This is a genomic window from Caulobacter sp. GW821-FHT10F06 (assembly GCF_058809215.1).
In genome coordinates, this window is record NZ_JBXASK010000012.1 from 111,952 (window position 1) to 135,988 (window position 24,037).

Genomic DNA, 24,037 nt, shown 5'->3' on the forward strand with positions numbered 1-24,037 from the left:
CGTTAAGGCGGCCGGACCTTGCACGTCCGACCGCCCTGAGCTCAAGTCTCGATTTGAGAACCTCGGTCGGCCTCGAGCGTCTACTCGGGCAGGCGCGCCTTGCAGGCCACGGCGATGTTGAGGGCCAGCCGGTCGTCGTGCTCCGCCAGGGCGAGGTTGTAGGCGTCCTCGCAATGGTTGGATTTGATCAGGGCGACGGCCTTCCGCGCGCGCCGCCGTTGCTCCGGCGTGACCTCCGACTGCGGGTTTTCGGTCATGCTCTGACGGTAGAGCTTGGTCTGGTAGTTCATGGCGTCATACCGGGCGGCCCCCGGGGACATCGAGGGGAGCTGGGGCGGCGGTTGCGGTGAGGGCGCGGTTTGCGCGGCGGCGCCGCTCGCGAAACCGGCGGCGACGAGCGCCGCGAAAGCCAGGCGTTTCAACATGACCGTTCCTTCCTGAGCCTAAGAAGAAAGGGTACGGTCGCTCAACCTTAGACTGCTGTAAAGCGTCGTTGCTTCCGAAAGGCCGCTCCGTCACCGGACGAAGCGGCCCTGATCGGATGTTTAGAGGACGCCCAGCATCTCCGCGACCAGCGGGTGACGGACGATGTCGCGGTCGGCCAGGCGGACCACGCCGATATTCTCGACCGCCTCGAACCGCGCGGCGACGTCGGCCAGGCCCGAAATGCCCGGCAGAAGGTCCGACTGGTTGGGGTCGCCGGTCACGACCATGGTCGAGTGCCAGCCCAGGCGCGTCAGCAGCATCTTCAGCTGCATGTAGGTGCAGTTCTGGGCTTCATCGATCACGACGAAGGCGTTGTTCAGCGTGCGGCCGCGCATGAAGCCGACCGGGGCGATCTCGATGGCGCCCTCGGCCATCAGCGCGCGCATGCGCCGGGTCGAGAGACGGTCGGTCAGCGCGTCGTAGAGCGGACGCAGATAGGGGGCCAGCTTGTCTTCCATGTCGCCGGGCAGATAGCCGATCGACTCGCCGGCCTCGACCGCCGGGCGCGACAGGACAATGCGGGCTACGGTTCCGGCCTCGAGGGCTTCGACGGCCTTGGCGATGGCGATGTAGGTCTTGCCGGTGCCGGCCGGACCCAGGGCCATGACCAGGTTCTTGGCGTCGATCGCCTTCATCAGCTCGTCCTGGCCGGGCGATTTTGGTTTTATGGTTTTGAGGTAACTCTGGTCCCGCTCCGGATTTCGTGGAGCTCCGTCATGTCCCAGCGGCGACCACGCATTCCCGCGTTCGCGATGATCGACCGGCAGGCGACGCACCTTGGCGTCGTCCGAGAAGTGGCCGGTATCCATCGCGCCTTCGCGCGCCATACGCTTCAGGGCTCGCTTGGTCATGAAAGCCTCCATTCAGGCATGAAAAAAGGACGAGGCCATGTGGCGTCGTCCTTGGTGGTGGTCATGGGGAGGAGATAGACGAAGACGCGTGCGCATCGCGGCGGCTCGGCGCTGGACCGAGTAGGCGGTGGTTCAGAAGAACGCCTGCACCCCAAGAGCGACACCCTGATCTCCGTCGTCGGGAGGCTGAAACCGAAAGCCGGCTTCAGCGGGACGCGAGAGGATTTCTCCGCTCGAATCGCCCGATTAGGATGATGCTAACGTGGTTTCTCAGATGTTAATCAAGCGGCGATTTTCAGAACACGGGGTGTACGGATGACTGTTTATTCTTTGGGCGCCGTCCGTCCGACGCTTCCCGCGTCAGGCGAATACTGGATCGCGCCGACGGCGTCGGTCATGGGCAATGTCATCCTGAAGAAAAACGCCAGTATTTGGTGGGGCAGCGTTGTTCGCGGAGACAACGATCCGATCGAGATCGGCGAGAACAGCAATGTCCAGGACGGTTCTGTACTTCATACCGACGCCGGCGCGCCGCTGACCATCGGGGCCAATGTGACCATCGGTCACATGGTTATGTTGCATGGCTGCACCATCGGCGACGGGTCGCTGATCGGGATCGGGTCGATCGTGCTCAACGGCGCCCGGATCGGGAAGAACTGCCTGATCGGCGCTGGGGCCCTCATCACCGAGGGCAAGGAGATCCCCGACAACTCGATGGTGATGGGCGCGCCGGGCAAGGTGGTGCGGGAGATCGGCGAGGGGCACGCGGCGATCCTGCAGGCCTCGGCCCTGCACTACGTCGAGAACTGGAAGCGCTACGCCCGCGACCTGACGCCGGTCGAGGCCGGCTGAGCGGGAAGAAAGGGGGGAGCGCCGCCTCCTATCGGGGGGCAAGCGAAGGCGGCGCTCCTGTCTCGCGGCTCGCGCGAGATTGATTCCGGTTTGGGCGGCGATCGCCCGACGACCGGAAACCGATCCATCGAAGACCAAGCCAGTAGAACGCGCTTTGGTTGCATTGGCGAGTGACATTCGTGTCATGGAAGGCGAGTGGGGCGCCGCGGCCGTGAGACCGCCCCTGCGGCGTCGGGCGGTTATAGGGCGCCGGGTTTTGTTATACCGGCCCGCCGGGCGGTGTTGGTAAGCCATCCCAATAAAGAGGCGATGCGCAGGGCCGGGCCCAACCGCAGGCCAGGACCAACCCGTCGAAAGGCGCCGCTCCCGTGATCATCGACTGCCACGGCCACTACACGACCGCTCCCACGGCCCACGACGTCTGGCGCGAGACCCAGACCGCAGCCTTCAAGACCGGCGGCGACATCGATCCGGCCTATCCCGACATCTCCGACGACGAAATCCGCGAGACCATCGAGAAGAACCAGTTGCGCCTGGTGCGCGAGCGCGGCGCCGACATGACGATCTTTTCGCCGCGCGCTTCGACCATGGCCCACCATGTCGGCGACGAGGCCGTCAGCCAGGCCTGGACGCGCCGCTGCAACGACCTGATCAAGCGGGTGGTCGATCTCTTCCCCGAGTCCTTCGTCGGCGTGTGCCAGCTGCCGCAGTCGCCGGGCGTGTCGATCGCGCAGTCGATCGGCGAGCTGGAGCGGTGCGTCAACGAGCTGGGCTTCATCGGCTGCAACCTCAACCCCGACCCCTCGGGCGGCCACTGGAGCGGCCCGCCGCTGACCGACCGCGCCTGGTATCCCTTCTTCGAGAAGATGGTCGAGCTGGACGTGCCGGCGATGATCCACGTCTCGGGGTCCTGCAACCACAACTTCCACGCCACGGGCGCGCATTACATCAACGCCGACACCACGGCCTTCATGCAGTTCATCGAAGGCGACCTGTTCGGCGATTTTCCCGACCTGCGTTTCATCATCCCGCACGGCGGCGGGGCCGTGCCCTATCACTGGGGGCGCTATCGCGGCCTGGCCGACATGCTCAAGCAGCCGCCGCTGCGCGAGCACGTGATGAAGAACGTCTTCTTCGACACCTGCGTCTACCACCAGCCGGGCATCGACCTGCTGTTCAAGGTCATCGACGTCGACAACATCCTGTTCGGCTCGGAGATGGTCGGCGCGGTGCGGGGCATCGACCCGGAGACCGGGCATCACTTCGACGACACCAAGCGCTATGTCGACGCCCTGCCGATCCCGGAGGCCGACAAGCGCAAGGTGTTCGAGGGCAACGCCCGCCGCGTCTATCCGCGGCTGGACGCGATCCTGGCGGCGCAGGGACGCTAGACGCGACGGCCCTGCGACAGGCGATCCTCGATCTCGCCGACATAGCCGCGCGCGGCGTCGACGAAGGCCTGGGCGTTGCGCAGCAGCGCGGTGTCGCCGCGACGGATCAGGCCCGCGGGCCGGGGGCGAGCCCCGGTCTCCAGCGGCAGCAGCCGCATCTCGCCCCGCAACAGGTCGCCGGCCAGCAGCATGTGCGGCATCACCGCGACGCTGTCGGTGGCGTAGAGGATCTCGCGGATCATCGCCGCCGAACTGGACCGCAGCGGCTGGCGCGGCGTGACGCCCATCTCCGCCAGCAGCACGTCGATCTCGCGCCCCACCCGCTGGGACACGGTCGGCAGCACCAGCGAATAGCTGGCCAGCGCCTGGGCGGTGTCGCCGCCCCCGGCGAAGATCGGATGGCTGCTGCGGGCCAGCACCGAGATCGGCTCGGAATAGAAGGGCGCGCGCACCAGGCCATCGTCCTCGGGCATGGCGTAGAGCTGGCCGATGATCAGGTCGATCTCGCGCAGGGTCAGCAGCGAGATCAGCTCCTCGGTCCGGCCCTGGATGACCCGGACCTCGATGTCGGGCCGGGCGATCTGCAGCCGCGCCAGCGCGCCGGGCAGCACGCCGGCCGCCGCCACCGGCAGGGCGCCGACCACCACCGGGCCGCCGTCGCCGCCTTCCAGGGCGTCCAGCTCGTCTTCCAGCCGGCCGATCTCCGACAGCAGGCGACGGGCCGAGGCGGCGACCGTCAGGCCAAAGGCGGTGGGGTCGGCCCCGCGCGCGTGACGGTCGAACAGGCGCGCCCCGACGATTTCCTCCACCTCCTGCAGGCTCTTGGTCAGGGCCGGCTGGCTCAGGCCCAGGGCCTTGGCGGCCTGCAGGATGCTCTCGTGGGTGACGATCGCGTCGATCACCCGCAGGTGCCGGAACTTCAGGCGCTGTTGCAGATAGCGTCGCACTAGTCCGTCCGTCCGTTCGAGAGCGACTTGACCCGGTCGGCGACCGCGTCGAGCAGGTCGATCAGGTCCTCGGCGGTCTCGGCGGTCTCGCCCAGTCCCAGCCCGCCCTGACGCGCATGCACCTCGACCATGGCGCAGGTCATCGGGGCGTCAAGCCCGGCGGCCGCCAGCATCTTCGCCGCCTCGACCATTTCCTCGCTGCGGCGGCGGCCGTGCACCAGCGGCCGCGACAGCAGATAGCGCGCCAGGCCCGGCCAGTCGGGATGGGGAATGGTGTTGCCCAGCGAGGCCAGGACCTCGGCCTCGACCCCATAGTGACGGGCGCTGGCTAGGCTCTCGGTGATGATCGCCTCCAGGCCCTTGACGAAGATGCTGCGCGACAGCTTCACCGCCGAGGCCCGGCCGATCTGGTCGCTGGCCGGCTGGGCGACGAAGCCGAGCTGGGACAACAGCGGGGCGATCTGCGCCGCCGCCGGCCCGCCCAGCAGAATCGGGGTCTTCAGGCGCTTGGGTGCGATCGGGGCCATGACGGCGCCCTCGACATAGCGCGCCGCGCCGTCGGCCATCGCCTGAGCCTGGGCCTGGCGGGTCTGGGGCGAGACCGAGTTCAGGTCGAGGAAGAAAGCCTGTCCCAGATGCGGCGCGGCGGCCGTCGCGACATGGAGGGCCTCGGCGGCGGTGACGGCGCTGATCACCAGGTCCCGACCGGCGCAGGCCTCGGCCAGGCTGGCCACCTTCACCTTGTCTGCGGCGGCGGCCTTGGACGGCGTAGAGGCGGGGTCGGCGAACAGGCGATCGTGGACGACCACGTCGTCAAACCCCGCGCCGGCCAGATCGGCCCGCAGGGTCTGGCCGACCTCGCCATAGCCGATCAGGGCCAGGCGCGGGCTCATCGGACGCCGCCCCAGACCGAGGCGGGCACGAAGATCTGGCCGGCCATCAGCAGGCGGGCCGTGCGCAGCAGGGCGGCGGACACCACCTCGCCCTCGGCCGACAGGGTCAGCAGGGCGGTGAACTCGCCGGTCGGATGCTCGACGCTGACGGGGACCTGCCCCGTGGTCGAGACCAAGGTCGCGGCGGAGGCCGCGACTGAGCCGGGCAGGCAGGCGGCGGTGGCGACGCTGACCGCGCCGAACACGCCGATCGCCTTGTGCACGGTGTGGGGAATGAAGCTGCGGGTCGACAGCGCCCCGCCCGCGACGGGCGGCGAGACCAGCGTCACCTTCGGCACGGTGGCGGTTGCGACGTCGCCCAGGTTCATGCGTCGGCCGGCCTCCAGCCGAATGGCCTCGACCCTGGCCCGCAGCGCGGCGTTGGCCTCGAGCTCGGCCGGGGCCTCGTCGCCGCGCACGCCCAGGTCGGCGGCGCGGACCAGGACGACGGGCATGCCGTTGTCGATGCAGGTGACCTCGACGCCCTCGATGACGTCGACGACGTTGCCGGTCGGCAGCAGCGCGCCGCAGGACGATCCGGCCACGTCGGCGAAGGTGATCGGGATCGGGGCGGCCGAGCCCGGCGCGCCGTCGATGCGGCAGTCGCCCTCATAGTTCACGCGGCCGCCGGGGGTCTGGATCCGCGCCGTGGCCAGGCCGTCGGTGTTGCGCATGAAGATGCGGACGTCGGTGTGGCCCTGGCCGGCCGCGATCAGCCCGCGCTCGAGGGCATAGGGCCCCACGCCCGCGAGGATGTTGCCGCAGTTCTGGCGGTCGCTGACCAGGGCCTCGGCGACCGAGACCTGCAGGAAGAGATAGTCGACGTCGGCGTCCGGCCGCGACGGCGGCGAGATCACCGCCACCTTGCTGGTCAGGGAGTCGGCCCCGCCCAGGCCGTCGATCTGACGCCGGTCGGGCGAGCCCATGGCCGCCAGCAGTACGCGGTCGCGCAGGGCGGTGTCGGCCGGCAGGTCCTCGGCGCGAAAATAGAGGCCCTTGGACGTGCCGCCGCGCAGGATCAGGCAGGGTATCGCGGTCTGCATGGCTCAGACGTCCTGGCTTTCGACATAGACCAGACCGGCCGCCTTCAGCGTTTCGCGCATCTTGTAGAGGTCCAGGCCCAATACGCCGGCGGCCAGCTGGGCGCGCTTGTCGGTCTCGTTGGCCTCCCGCTTGGCCGACGCGGCCAGCACGGTCTCGGCGGCCTTGCGCGGGACCACCACCACGCCGTCGTCGTCGGCCACGATCACGTCGCCGGGATGAACCAGGGCGCCGCCGCAGACGATCGGCACGTTGACGCTGCCCAAGGTGGCCTTGACCGTGCCCTGGGCCGAGATCGCGCTGGACCAGACCGGAAAGCCCATCGCCTTCAGCGTGGCGACGTCGCGCACGCCGGCGTCGATCACAAGGCCGCGCACGCCGCGCGACATCAACGAAGTGGCCAACAGGTCGCCGAAATAGCCCGCGTCGCAGGCCGAGGTCGGGGCGACCACCAGAATGTCGCCAGGCTGGCACTGCTCGACCGCCACATGCAGCATCCAGTTGTCGGCGGGCGGGACCGAGGCAGTGACGGCGGTCCCGGCGACGTGAGCTCCGGGCCAGATGGGGCGCAGCTTGGGCGACAGCAGGCCGGTCCGTCCTTGAGCCTCGTGAACCGTCGCCACGCCGAACGCCTGGAGGCCATCGACGGCGGTCCTGGCGGCGCGGGGCGGGTTCTGGACGACCTGGTTCAACACGAACTCTCCTTCGGGGGCGGGAGCTTCGTCGCGGCGGGAAGGGCCAAGGGCCACGATCGTCCTCGCGCGCCCTCCCGGATTTCATAGAGGCGGACGGCGATTGGCTAACATCGGCGGCGCCAGCCCGCGTATGCTTTTTGGGTGCGAGGTATAACCATTTTGACGCTCGCGCGGCTGTCGCCTCGGGCGGCCGCCATAACCGTTATAGCCCCCGCCGTTTTGTTATACCGGTCGGCCCGGGCGGCCTTGATAACGGCAGGGGCTCAAAGCCGAAAACAGGGCGGGAGAACCACGTGGCGTCAGCAGTGTCTCGGATCGCGAACCTTCGAGGGATGACGCGCGCCATGCTCGCGATCGCCGCCCTGGCCTTCGCCGGCTGCGCCCACGCCCAACCCGCTTCGGGCTTGGCCGCGCTGGAGGCGCTCAAGCCCGTGACGCCTTGCGAAGCGCTCGCCAATGTCGATGTCAGCCGTGAGGTGGGCGCCAAGACCACCATCACCTCGGCCACGCTCTCGGGCGGCGGCGACAAGGCGTTCTGCGCCGTGCGCGGCGTGATCGCGCCGAAGATCCGCTTCGAGCTGCGACTGCCCGTCAACGGCTGGACCCAGCGCTACCTGCAGGTCGGCTGCGGCGGCCTGTGCGGCGTCCTCAATGTCCGCACCGAGCACGCCGACGGCTGCACGCCGGTCAAGGACGGCGCCATCGCCCTGGCCTCGACCGACATGGGCCACGAAGGCAAGGGCGGCATGGCGGCGATGGGCGACGGGACGTTCGGCGCCGATCCCCAGGCCCGCGTCGACTTCGCCTATCGCGGCGTCCACCTGACGTCGGTCGCGTCCAAGGCGCTGATCGCCAGGTTCTACGGCAAGGGGCCGAAGTTCTCGTACTTCTCGGGCTGTTCGGACGGCGGTCGCGAGGCGCTGATGGAGGTCCAGCGCTTCCCCGGCGACTTCGACGGCGTCGCCGCCGGCGCGCCAGCCATGTACTTCACCGTCCAGAACAGCTTCTACCATGCGTGGCAGGCGCGCTCGAACACCGGCGCGGACGGCAAGTCGATCCTGGTGGCCAGCCGGCTGCCGATCCTGCACGCCGCCGCCCTGGCCTCGTGCGACGCGGTCGACGGGCTGAAGGACGGCCAGATCGACGATCCGCGCGCCTGCCGCTTCGATCCCGCCGTCGCCCAGTGCAAGGACGGCCAGGCGACCGACGCCTGCCTGACGGCGGCCGAGGTCGAGACCGCCCGCAAGCTCTATGCCGGCCCGGCCGACGCCAAGGGCCGCTACTTCACCTTCGGCCAGCCCCAGGTCGGGTCGGAGCTGTCGTGGGCCGGCGTCTTCGTGCCGCGCTCGGTCGACCAGACCCCGCCCAGCTACGGCATGGCCGAGCAGCCGGTGAAGTATCTGATGTCGGCGACCAATCCGCCTGAGAGCTATACGCTGAAGGACTTCGCCTTCACCGCCGAGCAGTTCCAGGCGCTGAGTTGGGCGCACGGCCTCTACGACGCCACGGAGACCGACCTGGGCGCGTTCGCGGCCAAGGGCGGCAAGCTGATCGTCTGGCACGGTTGGTCGGACCCGCACATCTCGCCGCTGGGCACGATCGCCTGGCGCGACGGCGTGGTGAAGACCATGGGGCAGGGCGCTGCCGACAAGACGATGCGGCTGTTCCTGTTCCCCGGTCTCTATCACTGCTTCGGCGGCGACGGCCTCAGCCAGTTCGACGTCGTCACGCCGCTGATGGCCTGGGTGGAAGCGGGCCAGGCGCCCGACAAGATCCTGGCCGGCAAGATCGACGCGCCCGCCTTCGGCCCGCCGCCCGGCATGGGTCCGCCACCGGCCGGAGCCGGCCGCGACGGGCCGCCGCCCCTGAGCCCCACGCGCCTGCGTCCGGTCTTCGCCTATCCGCAGGTCGCGGCCTACAAGCGGACGGGCTCGATCGACGCGCCTGACAGCTTCGCGGCGAAGACCCCGGCGACCCAGCCGTCCTCGCGCGACGCCTATGCGTCGGCCTTCGTCGCCCCGCGCTTCCACCAGGATTGCGTCGTCGACGGCGCGGGCCTTTCCTGCAAGCCCACCCCCAAGCCGTAAGGGCGACCCATGGCCAAGCTCATCGGCGCGATCGGCGTCTCCCACACCCCGACCATCGGCTACGCCCGCGACCGCGACCTGTCCAAGGACCCGGTCTGGGCCCCGATCTTCGAAGCCTTCGAGCCTCTTAAGGCCTGGCTGGAGGAGAAGAAGCCCGACGCGCTGGTGATGATCTACAACGACCACGTCACCTCGTTCTCGTTCGACCACTATTCGGCCTTCGCGCTGGGGGTCGGAGAGGTCTACGAGGTGGCCGACGAGGGGGGCGGTCCGCGCGACCTGCCGCCGGCGCCCGGCCACGCGCCGCTGGCCCGCTGGCTGACCCGGGCGATCATGGCCCAGGACTTCGACCTGTCGGTGTTCCAGCACAAGGCGCTGGACCATGGCTGCCTGTCGCCGCTGTCGCTGCTGACCCCGCCGGGCGAGACCTGGCCGATCCCGATCGTGCCGTTGCAGGTCGGAGTGCTGCAGTTCCCGGCCCCCTCGGCCTGGCGCTGCCTGCGCCTGGGCCAGGCCCTGCGCCGGGCCATCGACGCCTGGCCGGAGGACGCCCGCGTCGTGGTGGTGGCCACCGGCGGCCTGTCGCACCAGGTGCATGGCGAGCGCGCCGGCTTCAACAACACCGCCTGGGACGAGGAATTCCTCGACCTCCTGGTCCGCGAGCCCGAGCGCCTGGCCGACATGACCCACGCCGACTATGCGCGGCTGGGCGGCTTCGAGAGCGCCGAGGTGATCATGTGGCTGATCATGCGCGGCGCGATGTCCAAGGACATCGTCTGCCTGCACAGCGCCTACTACCTGCCCTCGATGACCGCGATCGCCACGGTGCTCTACGAAGACCTGGGCGAGGACACGCCCGAGCGCGAGGTCGCGCAGCTGCGCAAGGAGGCCGGCCGGCAGCTGGACGGCGTCGAGGCTCTGGAGGGCACCTATCCCTTCACCCTGGAGACCAGCGCCAGGGCCTATCGCATCAACCGTTTCCTGCAGGGCCTGATCGCGCCCGCTGCCCGCGAGCGGTTCCTGGCCGACCCGCAAGGGGCGTTCGAAGACGCCGGGCTGACCGCCGAGGAGCGCCAGCTGATCGAGGCGCGCGATTGGCCGGGCCTGATCCGCTACGGCGCGATCTTCTTCGTGCTGGAGAAGCTGGGGGCCGTGTTGGGCGTGCCCAATCCGCAGATCTATGCGGCCATGAAGGGCATGTCGCTGCAGGACTTCCTGGCCACGCGCAACGCCCAGATCACCTATTCGGTCGCGCGCAAGTAACGCGAAAGAACGGTGATCAATTCCAGTTATAGGTCCTGGGTTTTATCTATACCGGCCCTGATCCTCCGCCCTGCTAGCTGAGACAATAGCTCAACAAGAGCTTTGAAAGCGGTCCAACAGCGCCACTCCGGCGGTGCTGCAAGAGACGACCGCGATGTCTCACGAGACAAAAGGAGGGAACATTGAACCGACACCTGGCCCTGAAGCTGGCGCTTCTGACCACGGCCCTCGCGCCCGTCGCGATCGCCCCGGCGGCCTTCGCCCAGACCAAGCCCGACAGCGCGCCGACCACCACCATCGAGGAGGTCGTGGTCACGGCCCAGAAGAAGACCGAGCTGGCGTCCAAGACGCCGATCGCGCTGACCGCCTATAACGGCGAGAACCTCAAGGCGCAGGGCGTGGTCAGCGTCTCGGACCTGCAGAACCTCGCGCCGTCCGTGAACATCGGTCGTGACGGCTTCGGGGTGAACACCAACATCCGCGGCGTCACCACCACCGACACCACCAGCAAGGGCGAGCAGGGCATCTCGTTCAACGTCGACGGCGTCGCCATCGGCCGTCCGGCGATCCAGGGCCTGTCCTTCTTCGACGTCGAGCGCGTCGAGGTGCTGCGCGGTCCGCAAGGCACGCTCTACGGCAAGAGCAGCACCGGCGGCGCGATCAACATCATCACCAACAAGCCCAAGAGCAATTTCGAGGCCGGGGCCAATCTGGAATACGGCAACTACAACACCCGGCGCGCCGACGCATTCGTGAATCTGCCGGTGGGCGAGAAGGTGGCCTTCCGCGCGGCGGTCAACAGCAACAAGCGCGACGGCTACGTCTATCCGGCCGACGGTTCGCCGGCCCGCAACGACCAGGACGACGTCTCCGCGCGCCTGTCGGGCCTGGTCAATTTCAACGAGGACACCAGCCTGCTGGTCTCCACGACGTTCGGCCATGTCGCCAGCGTCGGCCCGGCCGGGATCCCGTACAACTACCTCGTCACCAAATCGAGCCAGGACGCCCGGCACGTCTTCGGAAACCCGTTCGGCAGCAAGACCAACGAGGACTTCCACAACTACAACCTCGAGTTCAAGACGGCCTTTGGCGGCGTGGGCCTGGACTATATCGGCGCGCAGCACCTGTTCTCGGCCAACGACCGCACGTCCTCGACCAACGATCCGCTAGGCAACTACACGGGCCCTCCGCCGGCCATCGGCACCTATGCCTGGCGTCAGTATCGCGGCCACGTGAAGACGGACTCGCACGAGCTCCGGCTGTCCAACGCCGAGCCGGGCCGACTGGATTGGGTCGCCGGCGCCAATTACACCAAGGAAGACATTCACGAGAGCGACCACAACTGGTCAGCCCGCGTGACCAATCCCACCCTGGCCGGCAGCAGCAACGGCATCGATCCGCTGAACAACACCGTCCACACGTCCAAGGGCGCGTTCGCCCAGGGCACGTTCCACGTCAATGACCGCTTCAACGTGACGGCCGGCGTCCGCCGCTCGTCCGACGAGGTGAATCGCCAGGGCACCTTCGCCGCCGGCCCCGGGCCCTGGAAGAACCCGCAAGGCGGGGTCTGCGTCGCGCCCGACGACTGCGTCGGCACGGTCAACAACGGCTATCAGAACGCCAAGAAGACCACCTACCGCCTGGCGGCCGACTACCAGATCGCCGAAGGCCAGATGATCTTCGCGTCGGTGGCGTCGGGCTACAAGGCGGGCGGTTTCAACGACTTCGAGCCGTCGACCGGTAAGGTCGGCACCTACAATCCCGAAAGCCTGACCGCCTACGAGGTCGGCTACAAGGGCCGGCCGATGTCGAACCTGCAGATCAACACCACGGCCTTCTACTACGACTACACGAAGGCGCAGGTCTCCAGCCGGATCAACTTCTCGGGCACCACCGTGATCTACACCCGCGCCGTGCCCGTCTCGATCTACGGGGTGGAAAGCGAGGCCAAGTTCAAGCCGACGCCGAACGACTCGATCGATCTGGCGGCGACCTTCATGCACTCGGAATACAAGCACTTCCTGGCGGGCATCCTGCAGAACGTCGACTGGTCGGGCTATCGCCTGGACAAGACGCCGAAGGCGGCCTTGACCGGCGCCTACTCCCACGTCTGGGAACTGACCAGCGGCGGTTCGATCACCGGCCGGGTGGCGACGAAATATTCGAGCGGCTATCTCACCAGCGACTTCGTCAACGCCAAGCAGTTCCAGCAGGACGCCTTCACCCGCACGGACGCCTCGGTGACCTATGCCGACGGGGATAGCCGCTTCACCCTGAGCGGCTTCGTCAAGAACATCGAGAACGACCTGCAGATGATCAACTCGCCGGGCAGCTATTCGGCGACGGTCATCAACTCGGCCTCGGTCGCCATCAGCGAGCCGCGCATGTACGGCGTGCGGATCGGCGTCCGTTACTGATCTCCGACTGACCCTCCACGGAACCGGAGCGTCGCCTCATCGGCGCTCCAGCCTGGCCCGGCGCGCCTCTCGCGTCGGGCTTCTTTTTGGCGTGTTGTTCTGCTGGACAGGAGCGCTCCCAGAACGACGTTCGCGTCTCGTCTTGCGCCCGGCGAAAAGCCGCTGCACTCTCTGTCTTAACAACGATAACATTCAGGGAGGGCGTCAGGGCCATGGCCAGCGAACGCTACGACTATATCGTCATCGGAGCCGGCTCCGCGGGCTGCGTGCTGGCCGCGCGTCTGACGGAAGATCCCAACATCAAGGTCCTGCTGCTGGAAGCCGGTGGCAAGAACACCTCGCTCCTAGTCAAGATGCCCGCCGGGGTCGGCGAGCTGATCAAGGCCAAGGGCGAGCAGAACTGGGGCTTCTGGACCGAGGAAGAGCCCCATCTGAACAATCGCCGCCTGTGGTGGCCGCGCGGTCGGGGCCTGGGCGGCAGCTCGGCGATCAACGGCATGATCTATATCCGCGGCCATGCGCGCGACTACGATCAGTGGCGGCAGATGGGTCTGTCGGGCTGGTCCTATTCCGAGGTCCTGCCGTACTTCAAGCGCTCGGAGACCCACCACGGCGGCGGCGACGCCTATCATGGCGGCCAGGGGCCGCTGCACGTGTCGAAGGGTGAGTCCGTCAGCCCCTTCTATCCGGCCCTGATCGAGGCCGGCCGGCAGGCGGGGCACAAGACCACCCGCGACTTCAACGGCTACCAGCAGGAGGGCTTCGGGCCCTATGACCTGACCATCCGCGACGGCAAGCGCTGGAGCGCGGCGGCCGGTTATCTGGCCCAGGCCACGGGCCGTCCGAATCTGACCATCGTGACCGAGGCCCGCACGACGAAGATCCTGATCGAGAAGGGCCGCGCCATCGGCGTCGACTATGTGGTCGGCAAGACCGCCGAGAAGCGCACCGCCCATGCCGACGCCGAGGTGCTGCTGAGCGCCGGCGCGGTTCAGTCTCCGCAGATCTTGCAGCTGTCGGGGATCGGCGATCCGGAGCTTCTCAAGAAGCACGGCATCGCGGTGGTCCAGGAGTCCAGGGGCGTCGGCGCCAACCTTCAGGACCACCTCGACGTCTGCCTGTCGTGGACGACCAAGAACCTGACAACCGCCTACTCGGCCAACAAGGGCTTGAAGAAGCTGAGCACAGGCCTGTCCTACATGCTGATGGGCAAAGGGTTGGGCCGGCAGCAGTTCCTGGAGAGCGGCGCGTTCCTGAAATCGCGGCCCGATCTGGATCGCCCCGACCTGCAGATCCACGGCGTGCTGGCCATCATGCAGGACCACGGCAAGGTCCAGGTCGAGAAGGACGGCTTTACCCTGCACGTCTGCCAGTTGCGCCCCGAGAGCCGGGGCAAGGTTGGCTTGCGCTCGGCCGATCCGTTCGATGATCCGACCATCCTGGCCAACTATCTGGCCACCGACGAGGACCGCCGGGCCCTGCGTCAGGGCGTGCGGATCGCGCGCGAAGTGGTCGCCCAGGCGGCCCTGGATCCCTATCGCGACGCCGAATACGCGCCGGGCTCGGAGATCCGCGCCGACGCCGACCTCGACGCCTGGATCCGCGCCAAGTCGGAGACGATCTACCACCCGGTGGGCACCTGCCGGATGGGCGCGGCGGGCGATCCGCTGGCCGTGGTCGACGAGCAGCTGCGCGTTCAGGGCGTGGCCGGCCTGCGGGTCATCGACGCTTCGGTCATGCCCACCCTCGTTGGCGGCAACACCAACGCCCCGACGATCATGATCGCTGAGCGGGCATCGGACCTCATCCTTGGCAAGGCCGCGCTCCAGCCGGTGGATGCTCCGGTGTTCGAGGACGGTCGCGCCGTGGCGGCTTGATTTTCCTCGTCTGGACCTCTCAGTTCGTCATCCCGGCTTGGCGGCCGGGGTGACGTGATCCTCGTGGAGCTTACCGCATGCAACGCCGCCCCCTCGGCCGATCCGGCCTGTCGACCGCTCCGCTGGTGTTCGGCGGAAACGTCTTTGGCTGGACCGCCGACGAGACGACCTCGCACGCTCTGCTGGACGCCTTCGTAGGCGGCGGCTTCAACGCCATCGACACCGCCGACGTCTATTCAGCCTGGGTCCCGGGCCACACGGGCGGCGAATCCGAGAGCGTCATCGGCCGCTGGCTGAAGGCGCGGGGCAAGCGCGACGACGTGCTAATCCTGACCAAGGTGGCCATGTGGCCCAAGCAGCCGGGCCTGTCGGCGGCCAATATCGAGGCGGCGGTCGAGGGGTCGCTCAAGCGCCTGCAGACCGACTACATCGACCTCTACCAGTCGCACCAGGACGACGCCGCCACGCCGATCGACGAGACGCTGGAGGCTTATGGCCGTCTGGTGAAGGCCGGCAAGGTGCGGGCGATCGGCGCCTCGAACTTCAGTCCCGACCGCCTGGCCGACAGCCTGAAAGCTTCGGCCGACAAGGGCCTGCCGCGCTACGAGACCATCCAGCCGAAGTTCAACCTCTATGACCGCGATCAGGTCGAAGGCGCGCTGGCCAAGCTGACCGGCGACGAGCGGCTGGGCGTCATCCCCTTCTATGGCCTGGCCGCCGGCTTCCTGACGGGCAAGTACCGCGCCGAGGCCGATCTCGAGGGCCGGGCGCGCGCCGCCACGATCAAGCGCGACTACCTCAACGACAAGGGACTGCGAGTGCTGGCGGCGCTGGACGAGGCCGCCAAGGCGGTGTCGGCCACCCAGGCTCAGGTCGCCCTGGCCTGGATCATGGCCCATCCGGCCATCACCGCCCCGATCGCCAGCGCCACCTCGGTGGCCCAGCTGGACGAGCTGATGGGCGCGGCGCGGCTGACTCTCCCGGCGGACGTGAAGGCCAAGCTGGACGCGGCCGGAACGTGATGCGGATGAAGGCCTGGCTGGGCGTCGCGGCCCTGGTCGCGGCGGGCCTGGCGACGCCGTCAGCGGCGCAGCCGCCGCCCCGGGCCATCTATCTGCTGATGGGCCAGTCCAACATGTCGGGTCGCGGTGTGTTGGCCGAGGTGGCGGCCGGCGAGCTGGATCCAGACGACCGCATCCAGCTCTACGGCAATGACGGCCTGTGGCGGCGCGCGGCCGAGCCGCTCGATACGGCCAAGGGCCAGATCGACAAGGTCTCAAGCGATCCCGACGGCGTGGGACCCGGCCTGGCCTTCGCCAAGGCGATGCTGAAGCGCCATCCGGGTCGGCCCATCGGCCTGGTCACCTGCGCCAAGGGCGGTTCGGCGATCGGCGAGTGGAAGCCGTCGACCGAGCGCTCGACCCTTTACGGCTCCTGTCTGGCGCGGGCCCGCGAGGCTGCGCCGTTCGGCCAGATCGCCGGCGTCCTCTGGTATCAGGGCGAGACCGACGCCCGCACCGACGCCCTGGCCCAGGCCTGGGCGGACCGGTTCAGCGCGATGATCGGCCAGCTTCGCGCCGACCTCGGCTTGCCCGACCTGCCGCTGGCGGTGGTGGGGCTGGGCGATCCGCCCCAAGCGGGAAAATATGCCGGGCAGTTTCCGGCGTGGAGCACGGTGCAGGACGGCCAAAAGCGCCTGAAGCTGGGCCATCAGGTCTATGTCTCGGCGGCGGGCTTGCCGAAAAATCCCGATGAGCTGCACCTGAACACCAATAGCCAGATCCGGCTGGGCCGGATGCTGGCCGAGGCGATGCCCTAGGGGCGGATAATCCCCAAGCTGCCGTCATTCCCGCACAAGGGCGGGAATGACGGAGCTTAAAATAGCTCGCGGGGCGCTCTCGCGCCTAAGCGATCCGGCGTCCGTCCAGGGTGGCCAGGCGCAGCTGCGCGCCTTCCTGGTTGTCGACGCCCAGCGGCTGGATCTGGCGCACGCCCAGCTCATAGGCCGGACGGCCTTCCAGCCGAGCCATCATGGCGATCGGTTGATAGAGGCCCAGGAACCGGTCGGTTTCGCCGCTCGCGCCGCGCAGGGGGGCGAACATCACCTCCATGCCGACCGAGGGCACGCCGTGAGCGCGAATGTCGGCGGTGACCACTACGGGCTGGCGACGGCGACGGGCGATCTCCAGCGACGACTTCAGCTCCAGGCGATGCGACAAGGCCCAAAGGCTCAGCAGGTCCTCGCCGCGCAGGTCGCGGGCGTGCAGGTCGGCGACGAAGCCGCCGGCCAGGCGGAAGGGCACGCGGCCCAGGGCCTCGCGTCCGGCGATGAAAACCTGCGGCAGAAGATCGGTGAAATCGCCCGGATTGATGTCGGCGCGCGCCGGCGCCGGGGCGTCGCCTTTGCGGTCGCGCCAATAGTCTATCAACCGTTGTGTGCTTGGATGGAACATCGTCGTCCCCTCGGCGGGTCCTTCCACGGCTGTTTTCGGCCGCACGAGGCTTGCTGAGAGGACCGTGCCAGAGGCTGAACCGTCCCGTTTTGGCGCAAGCCCAGGCGAGACGGCGGCCGACGGCGCGATTCTTGCTGGCCATCGGCTGGACGACGTCGTGTGGAAAGGGATCGCCATGAAGGCGCCGAGACAATCGATGCGCGGGCTGATGTGGGGCTTTGCAGCTCTGCTGGGAAGCCTGCTGCTAGGGGGCGCGGCCTATGCCGGCTGCACCTCGGGCTGCCCGACCACGCCGACCTGCTGCACCACGCCGACGCCGCCTCCGCGTCCGCCGAAGCCGCCGGTCACCCCGTGCTGCACGCCGGGGCACAATGTCAATATTCCGGGCGTCAATGTGAACGTCGGCGCGACGGTGATCGTCAACGCCAACGCCAGCGCCTCCGCGGGCGCCGCCTCAGGCGCGGCGGCGGGAGCCGGCGCCAGCGCGGGCGCCAGCACCAACGTCTATTACGGCGGCGGCGGTCACGGCGGCTACTATTCCGGCCCGATGTCGACCGGCTACATTCAGGGGCTCAACGTCGAGGGCGGCGAAGCCCGTCGCCGCGCGTCGTACGAGGCCACCCGCACCAAGATGCGCCGCGTCGTCATCCGCGCCTTCTGCCTGGACGACCGCGACGTGCCGCACCCGGCCTCGCAGGTCACCCCCGACCGTGACATCGACGACAGCTATGACGGCGAGCTCTATCGCTGCATCGCCGGCGCCCGCATGCAGTACGTGATCGGCGACTATGACGGCGCGATCGACATCAGCACCGGCGGCAAGGGCGGCCAGACCTATATCTGCGCCAAGAACGAAGCCCTCTATCACACCCCCGGCGCCGGCGGCCAAGGCGGCCAGGCGGGTACGCTGGTCTGCCGTCCGCAACGTCCGGCCCGCGACTGCAACGAACGCTCGCTGCTGCGTCGCTTCGGGGCCGGCGTGAAGGTGCTGACCATCCTGACCACCGAGACCTACACCGCCTATCGCGAGGAGACGGTGAAGGAGAGCAACAGCGTCTCGATGAGCTTCAGCCTCGATGGCGGCGTCGGCGGCGTGGTCTACTAGGCCATTCAGCTTGTCGTCCCGGCCGCAGCGAAGCGGAGAACCGGGACCACGACAGGCGCTGAGCTTCCGGTGGTCCCGGGTCTTCGCCCGGGATGACAGAATCAAATGAAAAGCCCCTCGGTTCGCACCGAGGGGCTTTTTTGCTACTTGCCTTCCGGCTTCACCAGCAGGGTCCAGGACTTGTCGTCGCCCAGGAAGGTCTTGGCGGCCTTCTGGACGTCGGCGGCCTTCACCCGCTCCAGCCCGGCAATGACCGAGCGGGTGGAGTCGAGGATCCGCGGATCGCCCTGCGCGCCCGACAGCGAGCTGAGCCAGTACTCGTTGGTGACCCGCGCCTTCTCGATCTGGTCGATGCGCGGCTTCTTGGCTCGGTCCAGCTCGTCATCGGTGACGGGCTTGTCGCGCAGGTCGGCGGCGATCTTGCGGATCGAGGCGATCACCGTGTCCAGCTTTTCGGGCGGTACTTCGACGCTGACGGCCAGATAGCCCCAGTCGTTAAAGACCACGCTGTGCGTCGCCGAGGCCGAGGGCGAATAGGTCGCGCCCTGCTTTTCGCGCAGCTCGTCCGTCAGGCGCAGCTGCATCACCTGGGCCAGGATCGAGACGTTGCGGGCCCGCTGCAGGTCCGAGAACAGGTCGTCGGTGCGCCAGGCCATGAACAGCTGGGCCTGGTCGGCGCGGCCCTTGTGGGTCAGCACCACCGGCGACTTGGACGGAGCCGGGAAGGGCGACTGGCGCTGGGCGGTCGGATCGGGCAGGCCCGGACGGGCCGGCAGCGCCCCGAAGGTGGCGGCCACCGCGGCGATCGCCTTGTCGACCGTGATGTCGCCGACCACGACCACCTCGATGTCGCCCTGGGTCAGCGGCGGATTGATGATGGTCTTCATGTTGTCGATCGAGGCCGCGGCGACGTCGGCGCGGGTCGGGAAGGTCCAGCGCAGGTCGCCGCCGTGCAGCAGGCCGCTGAGGTCGCGACCCATCACGCCGCCGGGCGTCGTTTCCAGCTGGTCGTGGATCGTGCCGTAATAGGTCTTGATCCGCGAGAAGGCCTCGGGCCGCCAGCCGGGCTCCTGGGCGTAGCCGGCCAGGACCTGCAGCTCGGTGTCGACGTCCTCGGGTCGGGTGCGGCCGTTCAGGGTGAAGGCGTCGTCCTCGACGCCGAGGCTGGCGTTCCAGATCTTGCCGTTCAGCACCCGCTCCATGTCCTGGGCGCTGATCTGCTTGAGGCCGCCCTCGACCAGGGCTGATGCCGACCACAGCGGGGTCTGCACGGTCGACGACAGGTCCAGCAGGCCATGGCCGATGCGGGCCTTGATCAGCACCTGATCGTCGCGGAACTTTGTCGGCTTGACGGTCAGCCGCACGCCGTTCTCGAAGCGCACGAAGACGGTGTCGAGGTCGGCGACGTCCTTCTGCTCGGCCACCTTGCCGATCGGGCCGAAGTTCGAATACGGCCAGGCGGTCACGCTGGGCCCGGCGGGGGCGGCCACCGCCACCTTCTTGGAATCCCCATAGGCCGTCAGCACGGTCTGCTCGCCGCCCTCGATATTGACCGGAGTCGGGATCAGGATCAGCGGACCCGAGCCGGCAAAGGCCGACCGGATCACCGCCGACACGCGTTCGGCCGTGAGGCCCTTCACGGTCTCGTCGAAGGCCGCCAGGTTCTGGCTCGGGCTAGTGACGGTTTCGCCATCGCCCAGCGTGCCCACGAGACCGGCGGCCAGGGCGGTGGTGCGCTGGGTGGCCTCGCCCGACACGGCGGCGACCAGGGCCGCGCGCATGCTGGCGATCTCGCGGTCCAGCTCGTCCTGGCGCACGCCGTACTGCACGGCGCGGCGCTGCTCCTGGTCCAGAGCCGTCAGGGCCTCCTTCCAGCGGCCCGGCTGGGCCGTGGCGCCCAGGGTGGTCAGGCGCACGGCGTCATACTGGTCGCCCGAGAAGGCGCCGGCGGCGATGAAGGGCGGCTCGGCCGAGCGGCCCAGCGCCTGCAGGCGGCGATTGATCACCGCGAAGCCCAGGTTCTTGAGCGTGTCGCGCTCGTCGCTGGCCTTGGTTTCGATGGCCAGGTCCGGCGCGCCGGCCCAGGACAGCTGCACCGCCAGCGGCGCACCCGGCTCGACCAGGATGCGGGCGGTCTCGCCGCGCTTGGCGACCTTGCCGATGTCGGGATCCTTCCCGGCCGCGCCCTTGCCCTTCCAGTCGCCGAAGCGCGCCTTGATCTTGGCTTCCATGGCGTCGAGGTCGAAGTCGCCGACGGCGACCACGACCGCCCGCTCGGGACGATAATAGGCCTCGTAATAGTCGCGGATCTTCTGGGCCGGGGCGGATTTGAGGATCTCGGTCTTGCCGATGGGGATCCGCTTGGGCGGCAGCTGGCCGTCCATCTGGAAGTCCATGGTCTTGATGGCCACGCGATAGCCCGGGCTGTCGCGGGTGCGCTCCTCCGACAGCACCACGCCGCGCTCGCGGTCGACGGCCTCGGGGTCGATGGTCAGCTCGCCCGCCACCTCGCGCAGCAGCATCAGCGAGCTGTCGACGGTGGCGTCGTCGGTCTTGGGCAGGTCCAGCTGGTAGACGGTTTCGTCCAGGCCGGTGGAGGCGTTGGTGTCGGCGCCGAAGGCCAGGCCGTGGCGCTCCAGGATCTTGATCATCTCGCCTTCAGGCACGTTCTTGGAGCCGTTGAAGGCCATGTGCTCGAGGAAGTGGGCCAGGCCCTGCTGGTCGTCGGTCTCCATCATCGAGCCGGTGTCGAACCACAGGCGCACGGCGGCCTGGCCGGGCGGGGTGGCGTTCTTCTCCAGGGCGTAGCGCATGCCGTTGGGCAGCACGCCGAAGCGGACGCGGGGATCCGGCTTGATGTCGGAAAGCTCATGGGCCCACTGGCCCGGCTTCAGCGACGAGACCAGTGGACCGGTCGGCTGGACCGGCGCGACGGGCGCGACGTCCTTGCCGCCCATCGACGGCATCGAGGGCAGGTTCGGCAGGGAAGAGCAGGCGGCGAGGGACAGGCCGGCGGCGGCGAGGAGCGTCAGGCGCGAAGCGCGGATCATAGACAGCCTAGGGTTAGGTGAGCTTTTAGAGGCTGCACCTTGGGCGTCCGTGAAGGCGCAAGCAAGGCGTCGAAGGCCTTGCGATTGCCGCGATCAGGCGGCGGCGACGTCGCCCGTCTGGCGGCGCAGGCGCCAGAAGCGGATGGTCCGCAGGGCCGACTCGCGCGGCAGGGCGGCGTAGAGCTCGCCATAGACCTTGGCCTTGCCCATCACGTCATCGGACGGATCCAGGATCAGCAGGGCGAAGGTCAGGAACAGGGCGCGGTCGAAATCGGCGGCGCGGCAGACCACGGCCAGAGCGTCCAGTTCCTGGCGCTCCAGGATCTTGCGGGCGGTGTGGAAGTCGATGTCGGCCATGTCCGACAGGGCCACCAGGAACAGGGTGGTCTTGCGGGCGCGCAGCATGCCGGCCAGGGCCTGGGGCGAGACGCCGCCCTTGGTCTTGATGATGCGGAATTCGTGCTCGGCGGCGGCGTGGTCGGCCGGCAGGGCGCCGTCCTGGGCCGCGACACGCTTGCGGCCGGCGTTCAGCGCCGCCTCCAGCGTGGCCGGGTCCATGTCGGCGTTCTTCTCCATGATCCGGTCGCGAAGCTTGGCCTCGACCATGAAGTACATCTCGTTGAGCAGGTCGACCGGCAGGCTGTGGCGGTCGACCACGGCCTCGTGCAGGGCCGGGTTGGCGGCGGCGCGGTCGACGACGGCCTCGTGGGCCTGGCGCGACAGGACCGCGCCCTCGTTGCGCAGCAGGACGCCCAGGGTGTCGTCGTCGCCGCGCTGGACGATGGCGTCCGACACCGCGCTGGGCACGGTGGCCCGCTGCGAGATGGCGCGCAGATGGTCCTGGCCCTGGGTGCGGGCCACGTGCAGCAGGTCGTCCTCGGACAGGGCGCTGAACCCTTGCAGCAGCGGCCGGGCGACGGCGATGCTTTCCAGCGCCAGGCTGCGGCTGACGCCGCGCGGCGCGGCGGGGGCCTGGCTGAGACGCTCGGCGAGTTCGGCCTTGACCGCCTCTTCCATGTCGCCAGCCAGCTGGCTCATGACGTCGTCGAACAGGCCCATCTCGACCTGACCGTGGGTCTCGCCGGCGAAGAACAGGTCGGTGACCCCGCGCAGCAATTCGCGGCGCTTGGTGCTGGAGGGCTCGTCGGCCAAGGCGATCAGGTCGTGGAGGCGGGACTGCATCAGTTGTTACCGTTCTTGGCGTCGTCGCCTTCCGGCTCGTCGCTCGCCGCCTGGGCCAGCCACTCGGCCGAGCCGTGGCGCGGCGCCTCGTTCTTCTTCAACTGGGCGGGATCGTCGGATGGGGCGATGAACACCATGCCGTTCGGCGGCGCGGGCGGAATGGCGTCGGGCGTCATGCCGTACTGGCGGCCCACCGAATAGGTGCGCGCGCCCTGGGTCTGGGCCGGCGGCGCATAGGCGGCGGGCGCCTGGATCGGGGCCTGGGCGTAGGTTTGGACGGCCGGCGGCGGCGCCTGCGGGACGACCTGAGGCTGCGCGGCGAACGCCTGGGGCAAGGTCTGGCGCGGCGCCGGGGCGGCGGGTTGGCGCCAGGGCGCGGCCACCTGACGGAGATTGGGCGCGGACGGCGGCGCGGCGGCCTGCGGCTTGCCGGCCCATCCCAGGACCGGTCCGCCATAGTTGGCGCTGCTCAAGGAGACGCTGGCGCGCAGCGTGGCCGGGCCGTAGCGGCTCTCGCGCGTGTCCTCGGCGCGCGCGGCGGAGGCGACGCAGACGAGGGCGGCGATGACAACGACAGAGCGCATGGGTCGGTCCGGGCGGGAAGGCGCCGAGTGCCTAGCCTTACCGTGCGTCGCTTAATCCCGGCCTAACGTCCGCGCCAAATGGCGAGGAGCCGACGTTCCGCCAGCTCCATCAGGGCGTGCAGCGCCACGCCCAGCAGGGCCAGGGTCAGCAGGGCGGCGAACACGCGGGCGGTCTGCAGGCGGTTGTAGGATTCCAGGATCCGCCAGGCCAGGCCCTGGGCTCCGCCGGAGCCGGCCACGAACTCGGCGACCACGGCCCCGATCACCGCCAGGCCAGCGGCCACCTTGTGACCTTCCAACAGGGCGGGCACGGCCGAGGGCAGGCGCAGCCGCCACAGCCGCTGGAACGACGTCGCGCCATAGAGGTCGAACAGGCGTGAGAGGTCTGGATCGACGGCCTTGAGGCCCGTCAGCGCGCCCGAGAAGATCGGGAAGAAGGCGACCACGGCGGCCAGGCCGATCACCGCCCGCTCGGGATGGTCGATGCCGGCCCAGATGGTCACCAGTGGCGCGATGGCGACCAGCGGCGTGACCTGCAAGGTCACCGCGATCGGACGCACGGCGTCTTCCATCAGCGGGCTGAGGCTGACCGCGAAGGCCAGGGCGCAGGCCAGGACGCTGGCCATGACCAGGGCCAGCAGAGCCGTCGACAGCGTGCCCCAGGCCGAGGCCAGCAGCAGCGGCAGGCCCTCGATCAGGGCCCGGCCGATGGCGGTGGGCGGGGGCAGGAGATAGGGCGGGATGGCGAGACGCGCGCAGGCGATCTCCCAGCCAATCAGCAGCACGCCGATCAGCACCAGGGGCGAGAGGAAGGCCGACAGGGT

General features: G+C 68.8%; 20 protein-coding genes. 9 read left to right on the forward strand and 11 right to left on the reverse strand.

The genetic code is table 11. From position 1 onward, the window contains the following. Nucleotides 1-80: 80 nt before the first annotated feature. On the reverse strand, nt 81-425 hold the full coding sequence (locus tag AC1RUS_RS22440; protein ID WP_492918837.1) for a hypothetical protein: 345 nt from the start codon (nt 423-425) through the stop codon (nt 81-83). A gap of 120 nt (nt 426-545) precedes the next feature. Further along, nucleotides 546-1,349 carry a PhoH family protein gene (locus AC1RUS_RS22445; protein ID WP_492918838.1) on the reverse strand — a complete coding sequence of 268 codons (804 nt, stop codon included), beginning with the start codon at nt 1,347-1,349 and terminating at the stop codon, nt 546-548. Nucleotides 1,350-1,652: 303 nt separating this feature from the next. On the opposite strand from AC1RUS_RS22445, the gene AC1RUS_RS22450 reads away from it, so the two are divergent. Further along, on the forward strand, nt 1,653-2,189 hold the full coding sequence (locus tag AC1RUS_RS22450; protein WP_492918839.1) for a gamma carbonic anhydrase family protein: 537 nt from the start codon (nt 1,653-1,655) through the stop codon (nt 2,187-2,189). A gap of 368 nt (nt 2,190-2,557) precedes the next feature. Then, nucleotides 2,558-3,580 (forward strand): amidohydrolase family protein, encoded by a 1,023-nt coding sequence (locus tag AC1RUS_RS22455; protein WP_492918840.1) that lies wholly within the window; start codon nt 2,558-2,560, stop codon nt 3,578-3,580. Here AC1RUS_RS22455 and AC1RUS_RS22460 read toward each other — a convergent pair. From AC1RUS_RS22460 to AC1RUS_RS22475, 4 genes are read right to left on the reverse strand one after another with little or no spacing between them, the layout of a single operon-like run. Then, complete coding sequence (locus AC1RUS_RS22460) at nt 3,577-4,527, reverse strand: LysR substrate-binding domain-containing protein (protein ID WP_492918841.1); 951 nt, start codon at nt 4,525-4,527, stop codon at nt 3,577-3,579. The two genes, AC1RUS_RS22455 and AC1RUS_RS22460, sit on opposite strands and share 4 nt — an antisense overlap. Next, nucleotides 4,527-5,420 (reverse strand): NAD(P)-dependent oxidoreductase, encoded by an 894-nt coding sequence (locus AC1RUS_RS22465; RefSeq protein ID WP_492918842.1) that lies wholly within the window; start codon nt 5,418-5,420, stop codon nt 4,527-4,529. The genes AC1RUS_RS22460 and AC1RUS_RS22465 overlap by 1 nt, the downstream gene beginning before the upstream one ends. Beyond that, complete coding sequence (locus AC1RUS_RS22470; protein ID WP_492918843.1) at nt 5,417-6,502, reverse strand: 4-oxalomesaconate tautomerase; 1,086 nt, start codon at nt 6,500-6,502, stop codon at nt 5,417-5,419. Before AC1RUS_RS22470 ends, AC1RUS_RS22465 begins: the two co-directional genes overlap by 4 nt. 3 nt (nt 6,503-6,505) lie before the next feature. After that, the gene (locus AC1RUS_RS22475) at nt 6,506-7,192 is read right to left on the reverse strand and encodes a 4-carboxy-4-hydroxy-2-oxoadipate aldolase/oxaloacetate decarboxylase (RefSeq protein ID WP_492918844.1); all 687 of its coding nucleotides are present in this window, start codon (nt 7,190-7,192) and stop codon (nt 6,506-6,508) included. Between the two features lie 347 nt (nt 7,193-7,539). Here AC1RUS_RS22475 and AC1RUS_RS22480 point away from each other — a divergent pair, with 347 nt between their 5' ends. From AC1RUS_RS22480 to AC1RUS_RS22505, 6 genes are all read left to right on the forward strand, one after another. Beyond that, a complete protein-coding gene (locus AC1RUS_RS22480) occupies nt 7,540-9,282 on the forward strand; it encodes a tannase/feruloyl esterase family alpha/beta hydrolase (protein WP_492918845.1) in 1,743 nt (580 codons plus the stop codon). A 9-nt stretch (nt 9,283-9,291) separates the two neighbouring features. After that, nucleotides 9,292-10,545: a gallate dioxygenase gene (locus tag AC1RUS_RS22485; protein ID WP_492918846.1), complete on the forward strand. Its 1,254-nt coding sequence runs from the start codon at nt 9,292-9,294 to the stop codon at nt 10,543-10,545. Nucleotides 10,546-10,727: 182 nt separating this feature from the next. After that, the gene (locus AC1RUS_RS22490; protein WP_492918847.1) at nt 10,728-12,962 is read left to right on the forward strand and encodes a TonB-dependent receptor; all 2,235 of its coding nucleotides are present in this window, start codon (nt 10,728-10,730) and stop codon (nt 12,960-12,962) included. Between the two features lie 212 nt (nt 12,963-13,174). After that, nucleotides 13,175-14,839, forward strand: a complete 1,665-nt coding sequence (locus tag AC1RUS_RS22495) for a choline dehydrogenase (RefSeq protein WP_492918848.1) — start codon at nt 13,175-13,177, stop codon at nt 14,837-14,839. Between the two features lie 77 nt (nt 14,840-14,916). Further along, nucleotides 14,917-15,861: an aldo/keto reductase gene (locus AC1RUS_RS22500; protein ID WP_492918849.1), complete on the forward strand. Its 945-nt coding sequence runs from the start codon at nt 14,917-14,919 to the stop codon at nt 15,859-15,861. Nucleotides 15,862-15,866: 5 nt separating this feature from the next. Then, nucleotides 15,867-16,658, forward strand: coding sequence for a sialate O-acetylesterase (locus AC1RUS_RS22505; protein WP_492918850.1), 792 nt, complete (start codon nt 15,867-15,869; stop codon nt 16,656-16,658). 85 nt (nt 16,659-16,743) lie between these two features. On the opposite strand, the gene AC1RUS_RS22510 is transcribed toward AC1RUS_RS22505, so the two are convergent. Continuing rightward, the gene (locus AC1RUS_RS22510; RefSeq protein WP_492918851.1) at nt 16,744-17,292 is read right to left on the reverse strand and encodes a PAS domain-containing protein; all 549 of its coding nucleotides are present in this window, start codon (nt 17,290-17,292) and stop codon (nt 16,744-16,746) included. 175 nt (nt 17,293-17,467) lie between these two features. On the opposite strand from AC1RUS_RS22510, the gene AC1RUS_RS22515 reads away from it, so the two are divergent. Beyond that, nucleotides 17,468-18,397 (forward strand): hypothetical protein, encoded by a 930-nt coding sequence (locus tag AC1RUS_RS22515; protein WP_492918852.1) that lies wholly within the window; start codon nt 17,468-17,470, stop codon nt 18,395-18,397. 143 nt (nt 18,398-18,540) lie between these two features. Here the strand turns inward: AC1RUS_RS22515 and AC1RUS_RS22520 are convergent, their stop codons facing one another. From AC1RUS_RS22520 to AC1RUS_RS22535, 4 genes are all read right to left on the reverse strand, one after another. Then, nucleotides 18,541-21,447 (reverse strand): M16 family metallopeptidase, encoded by a 2,907-nt coding sequence (locus AC1RUS_RS22520; RefSeq protein WP_492918853.1) that lies wholly within the window; start codon nt 21,445-21,447, stop codon nt 18,541-18,543. Nucleotides 21,448-21,540: 93 nt separating this feature from the next. Next, nucleotides 21,541-22,629: a DUF2336 domain-containing protein gene (locus tag AC1RUS_RS22525; protein WP_492918854.1), complete on the reverse strand. Its 1,089-nt coding sequence runs from the start codon at nt 22,627-22,629 to the stop codon at nt 21,541-21,543. Continuing rightward, nucleotides 22,629-23,213, reverse strand: a complete 585-nt coding sequence (locus tag AC1RUS_RS22530) for a hypothetical protein (RefSeq protein WP_492918855.1) — start codon at nt 23,211-23,213, stop codon at nt 22,629-22,631. Before AC1RUS_RS22530 ends, AC1RUS_RS22525 begins: the two co-directional genes overlap by 1 nt. Nucleotides 23,214-23,275: 62 nt before the next feature. Then, the gene (locus tag AC1RUS_RS22535) at nt 23,276-24,034 is read right to left on the reverse strand and encodes an ABC transporter permease (protein WP_492918869.1); all 759 of its coding nucleotides are present in this window, start codon (nt 24,032-24,034) and stop codon (nt 23,276-23,278) included. Nucleotides 24,035-24,037 lie beyond the last annotated feature (3 nt).

Excerpts from the sequence above, each read along its gene's own strand:
- AC1RUS_RS22450 (WP_492918839.1), top strand. The coding sequence starts at position 1,653 with ATGACTGTTTATTCTTTGGGCGCCGTCCGTCCGACGCTTCCCGCGTCA.
- AC1RUS_RS22510 (WP_492918851.1), bottom strand. The coding sequence starts at position 17,292 with ATGTTCCATCCAAGCACACAACGGTTGATAGACTATTGGCGCGACCGC.
- AC1RUS_RS22525 (WP_492918854.1), bottom strand. The coding sequence starts at position 22,629 with ATGCAGTCCCGCCTCCACGACCTGATCGCCTTGGCCGACGAGCCCTCC.
- AC1RUS_RS22470 (WP_492918843.1), bottom strand. The coding sequence starts at position 6,502 with ATGCAGACCGCGATACCCTGCCTGATCCTGCGCGGCGGCACGTCCAAG.
- AC1RUS_RS22505 (WP_492918850.1), top strand. The coding sequence starts at position 15,867 with ATGAAGGCCTGGCTGGGCGTCGCGGCCCTGGTCGCGGCGGGCCTGGCG.
- AC1RUS_RS22520 (WP_492918853.1), bottom strand. The coding sequence starts at position 21,447 with ATGATCCGCGCTTCGCGCCTGACGCTCCTCGCCGCCGCCGGCCTGTCC.
- AC1RUS_RS22530 (WP_492918855.1), bottom strand. The coding sequence starts at position 23,213 with ATGCGCTCTGTCGTTGTCATCGCCGCCCTCGTCTGCGTCGCCTCCGCC.
- AC1RUS_RS22515 (WP_492918852.1), top strand. The coding sequence starts at position 17,468 with ATGAAGGCGCCGAGACAATCGATGCGCGGGCTGATGTGGGGCTTTGCA.
- AC1RUS_RS22495 (WP_492918848.1), top strand. The coding sequence starts at position 13,175 with ATGGCCAGCGAACGCTACGACTATATCGTCATCGGAGCCGGCTCCGCG.
- AC1RUS_RS22440 (WP_492918837.1), bottom strand. The coding sequence starts at position 425 with ATGTTGAAACGCCTGGCTTTCGCGGCGCTCGTCGCCGCCGGTTTCGCG.
- AC1RUS_RS22500 (WP_492918849.1), top strand. The coding sequence starts at position 14,917 with ATGCAACGCCGCCCCCTCGGCCGATCCGGCCTGTCGACCGCTCCGCTG.
- AC1RUS_RS22445 (WP_492918838.1), bottom strand. The coding sequence starts at position 1,349 with ATGGAGGCTTTCATGACCAAGCGAGCCCTGAAGCGTATGGCGCGCGAA.
- AC1RUS_RS22465 (WP_492918842.1), bottom strand. The coding sequence starts at position 5,420 with ATGAGCCCGCGCCTGGCCCTGATCGGCTATGGCGAGGTCGGCCAGACC.
- AC1RUS_RS22485 (WP_492918846.1), top strand. The coding sequence starts at position 9,292 with ATGGCCAAGCTCATCGGCGCGATCGGCGTCTCCCACACCCCGACCATC.
- AC1RUS_RS22480 (WP_492918845.1), top strand. The coding sequence starts at position 7,540 with ATGCTCGCGATCGCCGCCCTGGCCTTCGCCGGCTGCGCCCACGCCCAA.